The 18,129-nt window shown below is 61.5% G+C and carries 20 protein-coding genes; 6 read left to right on the top strand and 14 right to left on the bottom strand.

Annotated elements, in window-relative coordinates; translation table 11 throughout:
• Positions 1 to 36: 36 nt before the first annotated feature.
• Both ACIQWO_RS01190 and ACIQWO_RS01185 read left to right on the top strand, forming a co-directional pair.
• A complete protein-coding gene (locus ACIQWO_RS01190; RefSeq protein WP_150664752.1) occupies positions 37 to 831 on the top strand; it encodes a thymidylate synthase in 795 nt (264 codons plus the stop codon).
• Positions 828 to 1,316 (top strand): dihydrofolate reductase, encoded by a 489-nt coding sequence (locus ACIQWO_RS01185; protein ID WP_402818142.1) that lies wholly within the window; start codon positions 828 to 830, stop codon positions 1,314 to 1,316. The genes ACIQWO_RS01190 and ACIQWO_RS01185 overlap by 4 nt, the downstream gene beginning before the upstream one ends.
• Before the next feature lie 58 nt (positions 1,317 to 1,374).
• On the opposite strand, the gene ACIQWO_RS01180 is transcribed toward ACIQWO_RS01185, so the two are convergent.
• The 7 genes from ACIQWO_RS01180 to pmbA form a co-directional block, all read right to left on the bottom strand.
• The gene (locus tag ACIQWO_RS01180) at positions 1,375 to 2,814 is read right to left on the bottom strand and encodes a GGDEF domain-containing protein (RefSeq protein WP_402818139.1); all 1,440 of its coding nucleotides are present in this window, start codon (positions 2,812 to 2,814) and stop codon (positions 1,375 to 1,377) included.
• 319 nt (positions 2,815 to 3,133) lie between these two features.
• The gene (locus ACIQWO_RS01175) at positions 3,134 to 3,847 is read right to left on the bottom strand and encodes an ABC transporter ATP-binding protein (RefSeq protein WP_039399416.1); all 714 of its coding nucleotides are present in this window, start codon (positions 3,845 to 3,847) and stop codon (positions 3,134 to 3,136) included.
• Positions 3,844 to 4,644, bottom strand: coding sequence for an ABC transporter ATP-binding protein (locus tag ACIQWO_RS01170; protein ID WP_039399418.1), 801 nt, complete (start codon positions 4,642 to 4,644; stop codon positions 3,844 to 3,846). Before ACIQWO_RS01170 ends, ACIQWO_RS01175 begins: the two co-directional genes overlap by 4 nt.
• Before the next feature lie 18 nt (positions 4,645 to 4,662).
• Positions 4,663 to 5,538: a branched-chain amino acid ABC transporter permease gene (locus ACIQWO_RS01165; RefSeq protein WP_402818134.1), complete on the bottom strand. Its 876-nt coding sequence runs from the start codon at positions 5,536 to 5,538 to the stop codon at positions 4,663 to 4,665.
• A 13-nt stretch (positions 5,539 to 5,551) separates the two neighbouring features.
• Positions 5,552 to 6,433 carry a branched-chain amino acid ABC transporter permease gene (locus ACIQWO_RS01160; RefSeq protein ID WP_039399422.1) on the bottom strand — a complete coding sequence of 294 codons (882 nt, stop codon included), beginning with the start codon at positions 6,431 to 6,433 and terminating at the stop codon, positions 5,552 to 5,554.
• Between the two features lie 127 nt (positions 6,434 to 6,560).
• Positions 6,561 to 7,712, bottom strand: coding sequence for an ABC transporter substrate-binding protein (locus ACIQWO_RS01155; protein WP_402818131.1), 1,152 nt, complete (start codon positions 7,710 to 7,712; stop codon positions 6,561 to 6,563).
• A gap of 218 nt (positions 7,713 to 7,930) precedes the next feature.
• Entirely contained in the window at positions 7,931 to 9,289 is a 1,359-nt protein-coding gene (gene pmbA / locus ACIQWO_RS01150; RefSeq protein WP_402818128.1) for a metalloprotease PmbA, read from the bottom strand.
• Positions 9,290 to 9,404: 115 nt separating this feature from the next.
• Between pmbA and yjgA the strand changes: the two genes are divergently transcribed.
• Both yjgA and mog read left to right on the top strand, forming a co-directional pair.
• Positions 9,405 to 10,010: a ribosome biogenesis factor YjgA gene (gene yjgA / locus ACIQWO_RS01145; RefSeq protein ID WP_402821741.1), complete on the top strand. Its 606-nt coding sequence runs from the start codon at positions 9,405 to 9,407 to the stop codon at positions 10,008 to 10,010.
• The gene (mog, locus tag ACIQWO_RS01140) at positions 10,010 to 10,630 is read left to right on the top strand and encodes a molybdopterin adenylyltransferase (RefSeq protein ID WP_402818125.1); all 621 of its coding nucleotides are present in this window, start codon (positions 10,010 to 10,012) and stop codon (positions 10,628 to 10,630) included. The genes yjgA and mog overlap by 1 nt, the downstream gene beginning before the upstream one ends.
• 98 nt (positions 10,631 to 10,728) lie before the next feature.
• Here the strand turns inward: mog and orn are convergent, their stop codons facing one another.
• Positions 10,729 to 11,346 carry an oligoribonuclease gene (orn, locus tag ACIQWO_RS01135; RefSeq protein ID WP_402818122.1) on the bottom strand — a complete coding sequence of 206 codons (618 nt, stop codon included), beginning with the start codon at positions 11,344 to 11,346 and terminating at the stop codon, positions 10,729 to 10,731.
• A gap of 102 nt (positions 11,347 to 11,448) precedes the next feature.
• Here orn and ACIQWO_RS01130 point away from each other — a divergent pair, with 102 nt between their 5' ends.
• Both ACIQWO_RS01130 and rsgA read left to right on the top strand, forming a co-directional pair.
• Positions 11,449 to 12,696 (top strand): M48 family metallopeptidase, encoded by a 1,248-nt coding sequence (locus ACIQWO_RS01130; protein WP_402818119.1) that lies wholly within the window; start codon positions 11,449 to 11,451, stop codon positions 12,694 to 12,696.
• The gene (gene rsgA / locus ACIQWO_RS01125) at positions 12,693 to 13,634 is read left to right on the top strand and encodes a ribosome small subunit-dependent GTPase A (protein WP_402818116.1); all 942 of its coding nucleotides are present in this window, start codon (positions 12,693 to 12,695) and stop codon (positions 13,632 to 13,634) included. Before ACIQWO_RS01130 ends, rsgA begins: the two co-directional genes overlap by 4 nt.
• A 111-nt stretch (positions 13,635 to 13,745) precedes the next feature.
• Here rsgA and ACIQWO_RS01120 read toward each other — a convergent pair whose 3' ends face one another.
• From ACIQWO_RS01120 to rpsP, 6 genes are all read right to left on the bottom strand, one after another.
• Positions 13,746 to 14,684 carry a CobD/CbiB family protein gene (locus tag ACIQWO_RS01120; RefSeq protein ID WP_039403714.1) on the bottom strand — a complete coding sequence of 313 codons (939 nt, stop codon included), beginning with the start codon at positions 14,682 to 14,684 and terminating at the stop codon, positions 13,746 to 13,748.
• A 171-nt stretch (positions 14,685 to 14,855) separates the two neighbouring features.
• Positions 14,856 to 15,539 carry a CoA pyrophosphatase gene (locus ACIQWO_RS01115; RefSeq protein WP_402818113.1) on the bottom strand — a complete coding sequence of 228 codons (684 nt, stop codon included), beginning with the start codon at positions 15,537 to 15,539 and terminating at the stop codon, positions 14,856 to 14,858.
• Between the two features lie 231 nt (positions 15,540 to 15,770).
• Positions 15,771 to 16,160, bottom strand: a complete 390-nt coding sequence (gene rplS / locus ACIQWO_RS01110; protein ID WP_402818110.1) for a 50S ribosomal protein L19 — start codon at positions 16,158 to 16,160, stop codon at positions 15,771 to 15,773.
• A 103-nt stretch (positions 16,161 to 16,263) separates the two neighbouring features.
• A complete protein-coding gene (gene trmD / locus ACIQWO_RS01105; protein ID WP_402818107.1) occupies positions 16,264 to 17,034 on the bottom strand; it encodes a tRNA (guanosine(37)-N1)-methyltransferase TrmD in 771 nt (256 codons plus the stop codon).
• Positions 17,035 to 17,094: 60 nt separating this feature from the next.
• Positions 17,095 to 17,736 (bottom strand): ribosome maturation factor RimM, encoded by a 642-nt coding sequence (gene rimM / locus ACIQWO_RS01100; RefSeq protein ID WP_402818104.1) that lies wholly within the window; start codon positions 17,734 to 17,736, stop codon positions 17,095 to 17,097.
• A 127-nt stretch (positions 17,737 to 17,863) separates the two neighbouring features.
• A complete protein-coding gene (gene rpsP / locus ACIQWO_RS01095) occupies positions 17,864 to 18,115 on the bottom strand; it encodes a 30S ribosomal protein S16 (RefSeq protein WP_017234865.1) in 252 nt (83 codons plus the stop codon).
• Positions 18,116 to 18,129 lie beyond the last annotated feature (14 nt).

Below are 18,129 nucleotides of genomic sequence, written 5' to 3'. Positions count from 1 at the left end.
CAGAGGCTGGTAAAATCCCGCAAAACGGATGGGCCTATGAAACAGTACCTAGACTTCATGCGCCATGTACTCGAACATGGCACAGACAAAACCGATCGCACGGGCACGGGCACGCGCTCGGTGTTCGGCTATCAGATGCGCTTCGACCTGCAGGAAGGGTTCCCGCTCGTCACCACGAAAAAAGTGCACATCAAATCGATCGTGCACGAATTGCTGTGGTTCCTGCAAGGCAGCACCAACGTGCGCTATTTGCAGGAGAACGGCGTCTCCATCTGGAACGAATGGGCGGATGCCGAGGGTGAACTCGGCCCGGTCTACGGCGCGCAATGGCGCTCGTGGCCGACACCCGATGGCGGTCACATCGACCAGATCACGCAGATCGTGGACCAGATCCGCTCGACACCGGACTCGCGCCGCCTGATCGTGTCCGCATGGAACGTCGGCGAGATTCCGCGTATGGCACTGCCCCCGTGCCATGCGTTCTTCCAGTTCTACGTTGCCGACGGCAAGTTGTCCTGCCAGCTCTATCAGCGTAGTGCGGACATCTTCCTCGGGGTGCCGTTCAACATCGCCAGCTACGCATTGTTGACGCACATGGTGGCGCAGCAAACGGGCCTGGACGTGGGCGACTTCATCTGGACCGGTGGCGACTGCCATCTGTACAACAATCACCTCGAACAGGTGCAGACGCAGCTCGCGCGCGCGCCGTTCCCGCTGCCGAAACTGGAGATCGCGCGTAAGCCCGATTCGATCTTCGATTACAAGTTCGAGGACTTCCATATCACCGGATACGAAGCGCATCCGCACATCAAGGCGCCGGTGGCCGTATGACGATTCTGACGCTTGTGGTCGCCCGCGCCGAGAACGGCGTGATCGGGCGTGACAATCAGTTGCCGTGGCGTCTGCCGGAAGACCTTGCGCACTTCAAGCGCACCACGCTGGGCAAGCCCATCGTCATGGGACGCAAGACGTTCGACTCGATCGGCCGTCCACTGCCCGGACGTCGCAACATTGTGGTGTCCCGCAATCCCGACCTGAAAATCGACGGCTGCGAAGTCGCTGGCTCGCTGGTGGATGCCATGCGGCTGTGCGTCGGTGTGGAGGAAATTTGCCTGATCGGCGGTGCGCAGCTGTATGCCGAATCGCTTGCCAGTGCGGACAAGGTCGTCGTGACGGAGATCGCCAAGGCATTCGAGGGCGACGCGCACTTCCCCGACCTCCCCGCCGCCCAATGGCGTGAGACGACACGTGAAACGCATCACTCCCCTGCCCCGAACGATTTCGACTATTCGTTCGTGACTTACGAGCGCGTCTGACGCTGCTCGCTTCGCGGTGTCTGTGCCGATCGGCTCAGACACCTACCCACGCACTAGCTCACGCACTCAGATTGGCGCGCGGCGCATCGGCTGCCGCGCCGCTAACGTCCTCACTATCGGACGGCAATCCCTGCGCAACTTGAACACGATCGCGGCCAAGACGCTTGGCTGCGTAGAGTGCCTCGTCCGCTAGCGCAATCAACCGGTCAGCCGTGTCTCTGGCGTTCCCCTGCTGCGGTACGTGGGTTGCGCATCCGACACTGACGGTGACACATCCTTGCGGCCCCGGGCCGGGCTTCGCCAACGCGCGTACGCTCTCTGTGACCCGCGTCGCCACGAATAGCGCGCCGCGCTCATCCGTATCGGGCAATACGATCACGAACTCCTCGCCGCCGTAGCGGGCGACGAGATCGGCCGGCCGATGCGTCGCCCGCATCAGCGCAAGCGCGACGTGCTCAAGGCACTCGTCGCCCACCGGGTGACCGTAGGCGTCGTTGTAGCGTTTGAAATGGTCGACGTCGATCATCAGCAGCGAAAGCGGTCGCCCCGCACGGCGCGCCTGCTCGTAATCGCTGGGAAATCGGTCGTTGAAATACCGACGGTTGTAGATGCCGGTCAGCGCGTCACGATTGCTGTATTCGATAAGGCGCAGGTGCGCCCGGGTGAGTTCGCGATACAGCCGCGTCACTTCCCACACGAGCACGCAGACCAGCAGGCCCGGTGCCGACATACTGAAGAAGCGTGCGAGATACCAACCCAGCGAGAAGCGAACCGTACTCATCAAACTAAGTACCGTATCCGTCACACAGGCGAGCACGGCGAGCGCCACCCAGAGGTCGAGTACCGTGCGCAGCCTTCCGATGCCCAGCACGGCACCCAGCGCAACGAGGTTCAGCACCAACAGCACGATACCGACACCACCACTGGAGAAATCGCCAGGGGACGTGGCAGGCGAGAGCGCGGGTGGGAGAGGGGCAGTCAATGCTGCCAGACAAAGCAGGACACCCACGGCAAGCGGAATGCCGATATAGAGGCCGATGCCCTTACCCGGTGAGGGCAATTGCGTGATGGATTGGGGCGCAAACAGGCGTCGCGAGATCATGGCGATCAGGACGAGCGTAGGAAAGCCCGCGTGCCAGAAAACCCAGATCCACCCGGAGGTCGTTGGCCTTGCGCCGAATAGCCCGCCCGGCGCGAAAAGCCCCGGAAAGGTGAGCAACTGCATGGCGACGGTGAGCGCTGTAAAAGCGTAGGCGCCAGCCAGCAGGCCGAAGACCGGCAGACGTGCCACCTGGAACTGCCCGCAGAGCAAGTACGCCACGATAGTGGCCGTCGTGAACACCGTCAGCCCGCACATGGGCAGGAACGGTGCTACGGCGGGCAGCACAGCCGTGGCTTGCGGTGCCGCGAGTATCAAGGCAGAGAGGATGGCGATCGCCAGACAACCGGCAAACGCCCGTTGCCCTCGCGATGCACGCTCCATCAGAAAGCCGTCCATGGAATCCCTCTTGCTGTGCCGAACAGGATGCCGGTATGGCATCTCCTAAAACGACGCCGCGCAGACGTCTCGCGGGCAATTAGCGGCAGCATGCACCAATTCCGACTGACTGCCAATCTGCGGCCGCAACAGCACCCGTGCCGTCCGCATGAAGCCCGTGATACACCACATCGAGCACCAACAAAAATCGGCGTCGACGAGGCATCCGCAGATCCCCCGTCGACGCCGTTAGCGTCACATCGTCTGGTGTCACGACGGCGTCTCATCTCAAACCCGCGTACGTTCGTACGCGCGTTTCAAAGACACCGTTGCGTGGAACTCAACCGCCCAGATACGCCTCCAGCACTCGCGGATTGCCCAACAGATTCCGGCCGGTGTCGTCGAGCACAACTTTGCCCGTCTCCAGCACATAGCCGTGCTGCGCAATCTTCAGCGCCTGACGCACGTTCTGCTCGACCAGGAAGATGGTCAGGCCGTCAGCGTTAATCTCTTTGAGCGTAGCGAAAATGCCCTGAACGATGATCGGCGCGAGGCCCATCGACGGTTCATCGAGCAGCAACAGTTTCGGGCGCGCCATCAACGCGCGACCGATCGCCAGCATCTGCTGCTCGCCACCCGACAGGTTCCCGGCCATCTGGTCGATCCGCTCGGCGAGTCGCGGAAAACGCTCCAGCACCTTGTCCAGATCGGGCTTCACGTTCTGCTTGTCGCGGCGCGTGTAGGCTCCGAGTTCAAGGTTTTCGCGAACGGACATCGTCGTGAGCGTCGCGCGCCCCTCGGCCACCTGCACCAGCCCGCGTTGCACGATCTTGTTGGGGGCCAGCCCGCCAATGTCTTCACCTTCGAAGAGAATCGTGCCAGCCTGCTTCTTGATGAGGCCGGACAACGCCAGTAGCGTGGTGGACTTACCCGCGCCGTTCGCGCCCACGAGCGAGGTGATTTCGTGCTCGCGCAATGCAAAATCGACGCCCTTCACAGCCTCGATATGCCCATAGGCCACTTTCAGGCCCTTCACTTCGAGCAGCGCGCTCATGCCTTGTCCTCCGCGCCAGCCGCCAACGCAGCCACATCGTCGTCGTCATCGCGGCCCAGATAGGCTTCGATAACCTGCGGGTTGTTCTTGATCTCGTCCGGCTTGCCTTCGGCGATGATGCGTCCGAAGTTCAGCACCGCGATACGCTCGCACAAGCCCATCACGAAACGCATGTCGTGCTCGATCATGAAGATCGTGTAACCGCGTGCCTTGATGTTCTCGATCTCGCTCATGAGATCGACTTTCTCGCCGGTGTTCATGCCCGCGACCGGCTCGTCGAGCAGCAGCAGCTTGGGCTCGGTCGCCAGCGCACGCGCCAGTTCGAGCTTGCGCTGATCGCCGTACGAAAGATTGTCGGCAATGTCGTACGCCTTGTGGTCGAGCTTGACCCACGACAGCAGTTCGTGGGCGCGCTCGCGCGAACGCTTCTCCATGTCGCGGAAGCCCGGCAGCGAAAGCAGCAAGCCCGCCGGACCATACGAGAGGTGACGGTGCATGCCGACCACCACGTTCTCGATCAGCGTCATCTCTTTGAAGATGCGGATGTTCTGGAACGTGCGGGCAATACCGCGCTGCGTAATCCGGTGCGGCTTTTCGCCGATCAAACTCTCACCGTTGAACGTGATGCTGCCGCCCGTAGGCTGCAACAATCCCGTGATCAGGTTGAAGACGGTCGTCTTGCCCGCACCGTTCGGGCCAATCAGGCCGAAGATGGTGCCCTGCGGCACCTCGATGTTGACGTCCTGCAGCACGTGCAGACCGCCGAATCGCTTGGAAATATTGGAAAGCTTAAGCATGTCGTGTTCCCCGTCCGCTTACGTGGAAGACGCCGAACGCGTCTTGTCGGCACGGAACCAACGGCGAAAACGCATCGGATCCCAGATGCCCTTGGGCAGGAACAACACGATCAGCACCAGAATCAGGCCGTTGACCACCAGACGGAAGTCGTTGAATGCGCGCAGCAATTCGGGCAGGAGCGTCAGAATCGTGCTGCCGAGCACCGGACCCACGAGGCCGTTGATGCCGCCGAGGATCGCCATCGTCAGAATCTCGACGCCGCGATCGAATCCGAATTCGTTCGGTCCGATGAAGAACGTCAGATGCGCATTGAGGGCCCCGGCAAGACCGGCCAGCACCGCACCGAGCACGAACGCGAGCATCTTGTAACCCGTCACGTTGATGCCCATCAGCCCTGCGGCCGTCTCGTCCTCCTTGATCGCCTCGAACGCACGGCCAACCTTGGAGCGACGCAGACGCCACAACACGGCAAGCGCGATCACGACTGCACCAGCCACATGCCACCACTGCGTGAGTTGCGGGATGCCGTTCAGACCGAGCGCGCCGCCCGTCAGATCTTCCGTATTGAGGATGAGCACGCGCACGACTTCGCCGAAACCGAGCGTCGCCATCGCCAGATACACCCCCGACAGACGCAGCGTCGGCTTGCCGATGATGAACGCGACCAGCGCAGGTGCGGCCATGCCGCCTGCCAACGACACCGCAAACGGTGTGTCGTAGTTCATCGTCAGCAATGCCGCGGTGTACGCACCGATTCCCATGAACGCGGCATTGGCCATCGCCAGCATGCCGCACGAGAGCGTGAGATAAATCGACAGGGCCAGCAGCGCATTGGTGCCGAGAGTCAGCACCAGATTGCTATATACCGCCCAGAAATTATTGAACCAGTCCATTGCGCCCCCGTGATTACGCTTTGCGTTCGAGCACTTTGCCGAACAACCCCTGCGGACGCACCAGCAGGATCAGGAACAAGAGGCCGAACGCCACGGCGTCGCGCATGTTCGAGCCGATGTATGCCACCGACAACACTTCGGCGAAGCCGAGGAACAAGCCGCCGATCATCGCGCCGCGAATATCGCCCATGCCGCCGAGAATGATCACCGCAATGCCCTTGTGCAGCATGGGTTGCCCCATGAGCGGGAACACGGCGTTGGAGTACAGACCGATCAGCACACCGGCCATACCGCCCAGACCCGCTGCCGCGAACGACGTGGCGAGGAACAGGCCTTCGACGTTGATGCCGAGCAGATACGCCGCCTTCGGCGACTCCGCGATTGCGCGCAGCGCGCGTCCCAGCTGCGTCTTCTTGATCGTGGTGATGAGCACGGCCATCAGCGCGAACGAAATGAAGATGATCGCAAGTTCGAGTACCGTCATATGGACGCCCGCCACCGTCAGGGTGTCCTGCGAGACGAGGTCGTACGGGAAGCGCAGGTTTTCTGCACCGAAGATGCCCTGCACACCGTTGTTGAGCAAAATGCCCACGCCAATGGTGGCGATCATCGGAATCAGGTGAGGCGCACCGCGCTTGCGCAACGGTTTGAGCACGAGCACGTCGATGACCAGGCCGAGCAGACCCGACACGATCACGGCCGTCACGATGGCCGCCCACAGCGGCAGATGCAGATGCACGACGGCTTGCAGTGCCGCGTAGGCACCGACCATGAAGACCGCGCCGTGCGAGAGATTGATAACGCCGAGGATGCCGAACACGAGTGTGAACCCGAGCGCGAACAAGGCGTACACGCACCCGAGGGAGAGCGCGTTGACGAGTTGCTGTTCCAGCATGGTGTGTATTCCAGCCTGAGGGACGGAGGCACGCGTCGCAAGGGGGTGCGACGTGTACCAGAAACGCCGATGGGCGTAGCGCCTTTCGGCCCTACGCCCATGCGGACTTCTTCAAGTACTGCCGGGCTTACTTCTCGATGACGTACTTGCCGCCCTTCGTCACGCTGACGATCGGCGCTTGTTGTGCATCGTAGCCAGCCGGCTTGCCGCCCTTGCCCATTGCCTGACGGAACGCAAACTTACCGGTCGCGCCATCATGCGTGACCTTCGGCAGCGCATCGCGCAGTGCCTTACGGTCGGCGTCGAGGTTGCCGGAGATCTTCACGTTCTTGATCGCGCCCGCAGCGATGTACATCGCATCGTACGACTGTGCCGCGAACTGATCCGGCGCCACGTTGTACTTCGCCTTGTAGGAAGCGATGAACTTCGTGTTGGCCGGCGTGTTGTTCTCGATCGACCACGGGCTACCCACCCACAGGCCGTCCGAGCTGCCCTTGGCCAGATCGAAGATCTTGACCGAGTTCATGCCGTTGCCGCCGATGAACGGCACATTGATACCCAGTTGACGCGCTTGCACCATGATCGGTGCGCCTTCGGCGATCAGCGCCGACAGCACGATGGCGTCCGGGTTCGAGGCCTTGATCTTCGTGAGCTGTGCCTTGAAGTCCACGTCGCCCTTGGCGAACGTTTCGGTCGTCGTGACCGGGATCTTCAGGTCTTCGAGCGCCTTCTTGAAGTTGTCGTAGCCGCTCTTGGTGAAGACATCGTCGTTACCGTACAGCACGGCAACCTTCTTGATACCCGTGTGCTTGGCCGCGACCTTGATGGTCTCCGGCAGCACGTCGGCTTCGGTCACCGAGTTGCGGAAGATGAAATCGCCGATGGAGGTAATGCCGTCAGCCGTGTTGGACGTACCGAACGCGACCGTCTTGCCGGCTTGCGCGATCGGATCGGCTGCTTGCGCCGAGTTCGACAGCGTCGGGCCGAAGACCATGAGCACCTTGTCCTGGAAGATCAGCTTCTTGAAGACGTTGATCGCCTCTTCCTTCTTGCCCTGCTCGTCTTCGATCTGAAGCACGAGCTTGTTGCCGTTGATGCCACCTGCGGCATTGATCTCGTCAGCGGCAAGCTGGAAACCGTTCTTGATGGCCGCGCCGTATTGCGCAGCGCCACCCGACAGTGCTTCGGCCACACCGATCTTCAGATCGGCTGCGTGGGCCGCAGCCACCATCCCCGTCGCGACAAGTGCGCTCAGCAACTTGGTCATGGTGCTTTTCATGAGTCCTCTTCCTCCAATACCTAGTCTCTAGTTATGAGAAGGCGCGCCTTATGAGCGCGCCCATTACCCTAACTACCGTGTCCGTTCTTAAGCCACGGCTTAAGAAAACTCCTAAGCATATCGCAAACGGCTTGTGACGGACACGATAATTGAGCATTTGCCCCGCAATGGCGCACAAATGCAACGCGTTTGTGGCGCCATAACGGATTTTGGCAGCATCAATGACCGGCGATGGTCATTTGTTCAATCAGGATTGACCCGACCTCCTTCGTGCCACGCACCAGCGTGTCCGCGCCGATGGCCACGATCTGTCGGAACATGTCGTTCAGGTTACCTGCGAGCGTGATTTCCTCGACCGGGTACTGAATCTCGCCGTTCTCGACCCAGAAACCGGACGCACCACGCGAATAGTCGCCCGTCACGTAGTTCACGCCCTGCCCCATCAGCTCGGTCACCAGCAGGCCGGTGCCGAGCTTGCGCAGCATGGCGCGGAAGTCGTCCGTCGGCGCCGTGAGCTTGCTGTACATGCGCAGGTTGTGCGAGCCGCCCGCGTTACCGGTGGTCTGCATGCCGAGCTTGCGAGCCGAGTAGGTCGACAGGAAGTAGCCTTGCACCACGCCGTCGCTGACGACGTCGCGAGCACGCGTCTTCACGCCCTCCTCGTCGTACGGCGCACTGCCCATGGCGCGCGCCACGTGCGGGTCTTCATGGATACCGACGTGATCGGCAAACACCGGCTTGCCCAGCGTGTCGACGAGGAACGTCGCCTTGCGGTACAACGCGCCACCGCTAACACCCTGCACGAATGCACCGAGCAGCCCGGCCGCCAGCGGCGCTTCGAACAGCACCGCGCACTTGCGCGTCGACAGCTTGCGGGCGTGCAGGCGCGCCAGAGAGCGCTCCGCCGCGTATCGGCCTACGGCCTCGGGCGACGCGAGGTCGCCAGCTGCGCGCTTCGACGAATACCAGTCGTCGCGCTGCATGTGGCTGCCCGAACCCGCGATAGGCGAAACGGAGAGGTAATGGCGCGAATACGGGTACCCGGAGAGGAAGCCACGGGTCGTACCGAGCAGGAATTGGGAATGCTGGGCGGAGACACCCGCGCCCTCGGAATTCTTGATCATCGGGCTGACGTCCAGCGCCGCTTTCTCAGCGCGACGGGCCAGCTCGACGGCTTCGTCGGCAGTGATATCCCACGGATGGAAGAGCGACAGGTCCTGCGGGTGCATTTCGAGCAGTTCGGACTCCGCAAGCCCTGCGCAGTCGTCTTCCGCCGTGAAACGGGCAATGTTGTAGGCCGCGTCGACCGTGTCGTGCAGCGCCTTGCGGGAGAAGTCGGACGTGCTTGCGTTGCCACGGCGCTGGCCGATGAAAACCGTCACGCCGACCAGCTTGTCGCGATTGCGCTCGATGGTCTCGACCTTGCCGCGCCGCACCGAGACCGACAGACCGTCGCCCTCGGAGATCTCCGCTGCTGCGTCCGTTGCGCCGAGCGAACGGGCGTACTGCAACACGTCGCTGACGATTTCCTTGAGTTGATCCTGGGTATGCGTGAAGTGCTGGGTCGCTTGGGACATCGGCGCGATTCGGTCAGTGGCTAAATAGGAACCGCCATCTTAGCGCGAGTTGCGCACCGTCGTGCGGAGGTCCGGCAACTATTTGGACGCCGCGCGTCGCGTTACAATAGCGGCTATGACGCACATCAACCGCTTTAACCATATCGCCCACGCCGAGCTTTCCGACGAAGGCCCGAGCAAATCCCAGCGCAAGCGCGAGTCGCATGCCTTGCAGGATCTGGGAGAAGAACTGGTCAACCTGGCCAAGGACGCGCTCGCCCGCGTGCCGATGCCCGAAAACCTCGAACGCGCCGTCCGGGACTGCCGCACGATCACTGCCCACGAAGGCCGACGCCGTCAAATGCAGTACGTGGGCAAGCAAATGCGCACGTTGGATGAGCAGGAAATCGAGGCCATTCAACGCGCGCTGGACGTGATCAAGGGCGTCTCGAAGGCGGAAACGGCCAAGCTGCACGCTCTGGAACGCTGGCGCGAACGCCTGTTGGCCAAGGACGAGGCACTGACCGAGCTGCTCACCCAGCATCCGGATGCCGACGGCCAGCAGCTTCGCACGCTCATTCGCAATGCGCGCCGCGAACAGGCTACACAAAAGCCGCCCAAGGCCTTCCGCGAACTGTTCCAGGTGCTCAAGGATCTGCTCGGCACGGGATCGGCTGCTTCCGAGACTTCGGACGATGCCGATAACGATCTGCCGGAATTCCCAACCCGTGAGGATTATTGATGGTCGCCCGCGCACATCCGGACGAACTTCGCGTAGGTCTCGTCTCGATCAGCGATCGGGCGAGCCAGGGCACCTATGAGGATCAGGGCATTCCGGCCCTTGAGGCCTGGCTGGGCAGCGCGCTCACCTCGCCTTGGGTGACGGAAACACGCCTGATTCCCGACGACGCCGAGGGCATCACCGCCACGTTGATCGAACTTGTCGACACGATGCAGTGCGATCTGGTGCTCACGACCGGCGGAACGGGTCCGGCGCGCCGCGACGTCACGCCGGAAGCGACGTTGCGCGCGGGCACCAAGGAAATGCCGGGATTTGGCGAGCAGATGCGTCAGATCAGCCTGCGCTTCGTGCCGACGGCGATTCTGTCCCGTCAAGTGGCCGTGATTCGTGAGACGCCGGATCATGCCGCGCTCATCATCAATCTCCCTGGCCAACCGAAGTCGATCAAGGAAACGCTCGAAGGTCTGCGCGACGCCGATGGCAAGTCGATCGTCCCCGGCATCTTTGCCGCCGTGCCGTACTGCGTCGATCTGATCGGCGGTCCGTACATCGAGACCAACGAAGCCGTCTGCAAGGCTTTCCGCCCCAAGAACGCGATTCGAGCGCCGAAATCCGCTTAATCGGCGTCCTCTGCCAGAGTGGTCGCCCCCCTTCTTTCTACGAGTCAAAACAAAACGCCAGCGAATTCGCTGGCGTTTGCGTTTGGATACCGCAGAACTTATGCAGCAGCGCCCGGCACCGCCGTCTTCAGGAAGTGCTCGCGGTAGTACACGAGTTCGTCGATCGACTCGTGAATATCCGCCAGTGCCGTGTGCGCGGCGCGCTTGGTGAAGCCCTTGTACACCGTGGGCTCCCAGCGACGGCACAACTCCTTGAGCGTGCTGACGTCCAGATTCCGGTAGTGGAAGAACGCTTCGAGCTTGGGCATGTAGCGCGCCATGAAACGGCGATCCTGGCAAATCGAATTGCCGCACATCGGCGACTTGTTCGGCGGCACGTACTGGTTCAGAAACTCGATCAGTTGCGTCTCGGCGGACGCCTCGTCCACCGGCGATGCCTTCACGCGGTCGATCAGTCCCGAGCGGCCATGGGTCGATTTGTTCCAGTCGTCCATGCCGTCGAGCACGGCGTCCGACTGGTGGATGGCGAAGACCGGGCCCTCGATACGACGCGTCAGCGCCGAATCGGTGACCACGACCGCCACTTCGATGATGCGGTCGCTGTCAGGCTGCAAACCGGTCATTTCCATGTCGAGCCAGACCAAATTGAATTCGGCGCGCGCGAGCGTCTTCTCGGCGTCGGCAGGCGTGGGATTTTGGGATGGAATGGAGGACATGATCGGAAGACTCTGGAAAACGCATCGGATGGCGACCGGTACGGCGCCCCGCCGGTCGAAAGAACTTATAATTCTCGCATACTTCAGATTCCTCATAAGCGCATGTTCACTTATCTCTTCGTGATCTTCCTGCTGGCAATGGTCATGACCAAGCTCTGGCTGGCGGCCCGGCAGGTCCGCTATGTGGTCGCCCATCGCGCCGCCGTCCCCGAGCGCTTCGCCGATACGATCACGCTGACCGATCACCAGCGTGCGGCCGATTACACCGTCGCCCGCACCCGCCTCGGCATGGCGGAGATCTTCGCCCAGGCGGTGCTGCTGGTCGCCTTTACGTTGCTCGGCGGCCTGAATCTGCTGCACATCGGCATCTCCGAATGGCTTGGCGAAGGCTACGTCGGGCAAATTGCCCTGATCGCTGCCGTACTGCTCATCTCGGGCATCGTCGACCTGCCCTTCACCTACATTCGTCAGTTCGTCATCGAGCAACGTTTTGGCTTTAACCGTATGTCGCTCGGGCTGTTCATTGCCGATATGGCCAAGGGCACTGCCGTGGGTGTGGCGCTGGGATTGCCGCTGCTGTTCGTCGTGCTGTGGCTGATGGACCGTGCCGGCCCGTTGTGGTGGGTGTACACGTGGGTCGTGTGGGTCGCGTTCAATTTGTTCGTCCAGTTCATCTTCCCGCACGTGATCGCGCCGATTTTCAACAAATTCGAACCGCTGTCCGATGCCTCACTGGCACAACGAATCGAAGGGCTGATGCAGCGTTGCGGTTTCGCGGCGCGCGGTCTTTTTGTGATGGACGGGTCGAAGCGTTCGGCGCACGGCAACGCCTATTTCAGCGGTTTTGGCCGCGCCAAGCGCATCGTCTTCTTCGATACGCTGATCGAGCGTCTCTCCCCGGCCGAGATCGAAGCCGTGCTGGCGCACGAATTGGGGCACTTCAAGCGCCGTCACATCACCAAGCGTCTGGTCGTCGCCTTCGCGCTGTCGCTTGCCTTCCTCGCGTTACTTGGCTGGCTCATAGGACGCACCTGGTTCTACACCGAACTGGGCGTCATGCCGTCGATGACCGGCAGCAACAATGCGCTCGCGCTTGTGCTCTTCTTCCTGGTGCTGCCCGTATTCGGGTTCTTTGCCAGTCCACTGAACAGCCTGACGTCGCGCAAGCATGAGTTCGAGGCCGACGCCTTCGCTGCGAGCCAAACGCAAGCAGGCGATCTGGTGAATGCCCTCGTGAAGCTGTATCAGGACAACGCGTCAACGCTTACGCCAGACCCCGTCTACACGGCGTTTTACTACTCGCATCCGCCCGCGTCGCAACGCATCGATCGTTTGCTGGGGCATGCATGAAGCGCGGCGTGAAAGGTAAGGCTGCGCCCGTCGAGACGACTACGCAGGAACGACGCCACGGCCGTGTTGCCGCAGCGCACGGCCGCCACTACGTCGTTGAAGCCGACGATGGCGAAACGGTGCTGTGTTTCCCGCGCGGCAAGAAGAGCGAGATCGCCGTTGGTGATGAGGTGGCTTGGGCGCGCACAGGCGATCAGGGTGTCATCGAGGAGATTCTGCCGCGTCGCAACCTGCTCTACCGTTCGGACCAGTTCAAGAGCAAGCTGTTCGCCGCCAATATCGATCAGTTGGTGATCATGCTGGCGACGGAGCCCTATTTCAGCGAAGACCTGCTCGGGCGCGCGCTCGTAGCCGCCGAAGCGAACGAATTGCGTCCGCTCATCGTGCTGAACAAGACGGATGTGACAGCGGCATTGCCCGCCGCGCGGGAACGTCTTGCGCCGTATCGCGCACTTGGCTACGAAGTGCTGGAACTCTCCGTTCGCGCTGACCCCGACGCCGCCACCGCGCTTCTGTTGCCGCGACTGGCCCATCAGTCGTCGTTGCTGCTCGGTCAGTCCGGCATGGGGAAGTCGAGCCTTGTGAACCTCGTCGTCCCCAATGCCGACGCTGCGACACGCGAAATCTCTACGGTGTTGAACTCGGGCAAGCACACGACGACGTTCACGCGCATCTTCCATCTGCCCGAAGGCGGATTGCTCATCGACTCGCCGGGCTTTCAGGAGTTTGGACTGCATCACCTGAAGGAAGGCGCACTTGAACGTGCGTTTCCCGAGTTTCGTCCGCTGCTCACCGGGTGCCGATTCTACAACTGCCATCACCTGAAAGAACCGGGCTGTGCGATTCTCGAGGCCGTGGAGGACGGGCGCATTTCTCGTCAGCGTCACGCACTCTATGCGCAACTCGTTCACGAGTCGGAGCAGGAGATCCCTTATTGAAACGGCGTGCCGACGCGTGCCGTATCTCGCAGCAACAAAAAACCCCGCCTCGGCGGGGTTTTCTTTTGCGCTATCGCAATTCGCGCCTAAACATCGGCGCAATCGACCCGATCAGCCCAGCCATACGGCGAGCGTCAGCAGAAGCAACAACAGCATCCACAGCAGCACCGCCCGCCAGACCAGTCCGACGGCGGCCTGCAAGGTCCGCGGCGTGCATTCGCTGCCGACCGGCAGAACAGCGTCATCCCCCTGATTGAGCGCGTCGACGCTAGAGACTTCGGCGAGCGGGCCCGTCAGTCGTGCGCCGAGCGCGCCACTACCTGCCGCCAGCAAAATGCCTTCGTTCTCGTTCGGCCACTGCTTGGCATAGTGACGCCAGGCGTAGATGGCATCTTCGAAGTTACCGACAATCGCGAAGCCGATGGCCGTCAGACGCGCCGGCACCCAATCAATCACATAGAACGCCTTACGTGCAAACGCACCGAAAGCCGGGCTGCGATCGGGTGCCGCTTCCGTCCACCGGCGCGAGAGATACTCGGCGAGACGATACAGCACCGCTCCGGCGGGGCCCACGGGCATCAGGAACCAGAAAAACACACCGAACACGTGACGATGCGAGGCGATCACAGCATGCAGCAGCGTGTGACGCACAATCTCGTCCACCGGCATATCGACGGTGTCGATGCCAATCCACTGACGCAGAATTTCGCGCGCTTCGTTGACGTTGTCGTTATTCAGCGCAACGTGGATATCGGTGAAATAGTGGCTGAACTGTCGAAACCCCATCGTCAGGTAGACGATGAGCACGTTCCAGGCGAAGCCAAGGAAAATATTGACCCGCATGAGCAGGTAATAGACGACGCCGACAACCAGGACGAACGGCACCACTACGACCAGCCACGCAAGGACACCGTGACGCGGCTGCCCGGCGTCAAACGACTGCGAGGTATGGGTCGCGTGGGAGCGGATCAGGTTGTAGATCGGGTTTTGCGTGGAGAGGGCACGCACCTGCTCAAAGATCAGCGCGAGGAGTACCGAGAAGAATGTCATGCGTGCGATCAGATCACCGGACGGAATGGTGTAACGATAGCACAGCTTCTCGCAAATGCCCGCCCCGCATGCCTTCGCGACGCACTTGCCTGTCATTTCAAGCAGGCAATCTGCAGAATCGAATCGACTTTCGCATTGCGTCCGCAGCTAAGTCTGCTGTTGGGTCCCCGGCTAAGCCCGCAGAAGTCGATAGAAATTTCTGAGCATGCCCGCCGTCGCGCCCCAGATGAAATACTCGCCACCCGCGGCCTTCGGATAGGGCATCGCATAAAAACGACGCTCACCGACCTGATAGTTGAAGACGCGAATCTGATGGTGTGCGGGATTCATCAGGAAATCGAGCGGCACCTCGAAGATTTCGTCCACCTCGCCCGTATCCGCGACCAGATCGAACGGCGGCTTGACCAGCCCAACGACCGGTGCGACGCGAAACCCCGTACCCGTCACATAATCCGGCAGGCTACCGATGACCTCGACCGCTCCGGCGTCCAGCCCGATTTCCTCGCGCGATTCGCGCAACGCGGTCGCAATCGGCGTCGGATCGTCGGGCTCACGACTCCCGCCCGGAAAACTGACTTGTCCGGCGTGCGTACTCAAATGCTGCGTGCGCTTCGTGAGCAGCACAGTGGTGCCGTGCGGACGCATCACCAACGGCACCAGCACCGCTGCGGCTCGTGGCGTGAACATCGAGGGGGAGACCAGGTCGCCAACACCCGACTCGGGCGTCCAGATGGGCGGACTGGCAAGACGGTCGCGTAACGCTGAGGGGGTCAACCGCTCTGCCGGCACCGGCTCCCCTTCCCCCGTCGAGACGATGGGTAAGGCTTCAGGATGCAGGATGAGAGGTGGCGCCACGTAGACCTTTGGAGATAAAGAATCTCGCTATTTTAGCGAGGATGCGCAAAGCGCGTGCGCACGAAGAAAATGCCATTCCCCCGGCAATTCGCGGCATACCGTCGTTATGACGCAGCGCCGCATCTCAATCGAGGCACGGCACTGAAATGAAAAAAGCACCCCGAGGGGTGCTTTTTCCATGCGGCTTTGCTGCGCCCGGCCACGAGGTCGCCAGGCGAAGCGGCGTCCGACTTACTCGGCAGCAGCGACGGTCTTGCTCTTGAACGTGAGCTTTTCCTTGATACGTGCCGACTTGCCCGAACGCTCACGCAGGTAGTACAGCTTAGCGCGACGAACGTCACCACGACGCTTGACTTCGATGCTGGCGATCAGCGGCGAGTACGTCTGGAACGTACGCTCAACGCCTTCACCCGACGAAATCTTACGAACGATGAAGCCCGAGTTCAGACCACGGTTACGCTTGGCGATCACGACGCCTTCGTAAGCCTGAACACGCTTGCGGGTACCTTCAACCACGTTCACGTTAACGATCACGGTGTCGCCCGGGGCGAAGTCGGGGATCGTCTTGTTCGCGGTCAAACGCGCGATTTCTTCCTGCTCGATCTTAGCGATCAGATTCATTTACCACTCCTTGTGCCATCGTGTCGACGTTATATACCGGCGAGCCGGCCCCGACAGAGGATGGGTTCAAACCGAATGCCGTCCCCATGACGACATCCGCCGCCTACTTGGCCGACGTATCGGCCCGCAGGCTTGTCAGCCACGCCTCGTCGGCACGGCTGAGCAATCCGTTGGCACGTGCACTCTCGATCAGATCGGGACGCTTGTGCCAGGTATTGGCCAACGCCTCACGGCGTCGCCACTTTTCAATCTCTGCGTGATGCCCGCCCAACAGCACATCGGGCACACGCACGCCTTCATATTCTTCGGGCCGCGTGTAGTGCGGGCAATCCAGCAAGCCATTCACGAAGCTGTCTTGCTCTGCCGACTGTTCGTCGTTCAGCGCGCCCGGCAGCAGCCGGATCAGCGAATCCATCAGCGCCATAGCGGGCAACTCTCCACCCGACAGCACGAAATCGCCGACGCTGACTTCTTCGTCGACCACGCGATCGATCAAGCGCTGATCGATTGCCTCATAACGGCCGCAGAGCAGAATCAAGCCTTGCTCCTGCTCACGCAGCTCGACCACCCGGCGATGCGTCAACGGCTTACCTTGCGGCGACATCAGCAACACGCGACCGCGCGAGACACCCGCTTGCGCCTGAGCGGCCTTTGCGGCGGTAATCGCATCATCCAGCGGCTTGGCCAGCATCACCATGCCCGGACCGCCGCCGTAGGGGCGATCGTCGATCGTGCGGTAATTGTTATGCGTGAAGTCACGCGGATTCCAAAACCGCAGATCGTAGCGCGACTGCTTAAGCGCCCGGCTGGTGACGCCCCAGTCGGTCAGTGCCCGAAACATCTCGGGAAAGAGCGTGACGACGTCAAACTGCATCAGACCGGTTCCGTCCAGAGGTGCCCGGACGCAATAACGACCAGGCGGTCAATCGGTATCTCAGTAATCGAGACCCCAGTCAGCCACAATGCGTCCTGCCTCGGTGTCGACGGTCTGGACGTACTGGCCAACAAACGGGATCAACCGCTCAGCGGTCTTCGCCGGATTGCCATCGGTAGCAGGTACGTCGTACACCACGCGCAAAACGGTGTGTACGCCGTTGTCCAGCAGACCGACAACCTTGCCGAGCGATTCATCCTGCAAATTCGTCACCTGGGCGCCGATCAGGTCGACCCAGTAAAACTCGTCTTCGCCGGCCGACGGGAATGCACTGCGCGGCACCCAGACCTGAAGGCCCTTGAGCGCCTCGGCGGCCGACCGGTTCTCGCTGCCACGCAATTGCGCGACAACCGTTCCCGAATGCCCCCGACTGTGCAGCACGTTGGCCTTGGTGTAGGCCGACTCGCCGGGACGACGGAAATACCAGCAATCTGCGGATAACAGGCCTTCGCCGTCACCCGTGTGCGGCTGCACCTTGATCCAGCCGCGAATCCCGTAGGCATCGCCGATATAACCGAGCTCGACGAGATCGTCGGGCACCTCGGTTACCGGGGCGAGCACCTGCTCGGCGCGCATGCCGGAGGCGCGACGCGCTTCTGCACCGATTTTCAGCGGTACACGCTCACGTGCGGAACGAACCATGCAATCCAACCTTGTGACGAACACACGGCGATGCTTGCCCCAGATTGCTCGGGAGCATGCACCGCCGTTCAATTCTCATGCCATCGGCAAACCGACAGCAATGCGTACCACTCGACTATCTGAAAGCTTAGGCAGCAGCCTTGGCGCCTTGCTTGATCAGACGAGCCACGGTCGGCGACAGTTGTGCGCCAACGCCTTGCCAGTACGTCAGACGGTCTTGAGCAATACGCAGACCTTCCGTGCCTTCGGCAGCGACCGGGTTGTAGAAGCCAATACGCTCGATGAAGCGACCATCGCGACGGTTACGCGAGTCGGTTGCAACGATGTTGTAGAACGGGCGCTTCTTCGCGCCGCCGCGAGCCAGGCGGATAACGACCATATTAAATCCTTGTG

The organism is Pandoraea sp. NPDC090278 (genome assembly GCF_044772185.1).
Lineage (GTDB): Bacteria > Pseudomonadota > Gammaproteobacteria > Burkholderiales > Burkholderiaceae > Pandoraea.
This window is presented reverse-complemented; position numbering and strand designations above follow the sequence as displayed.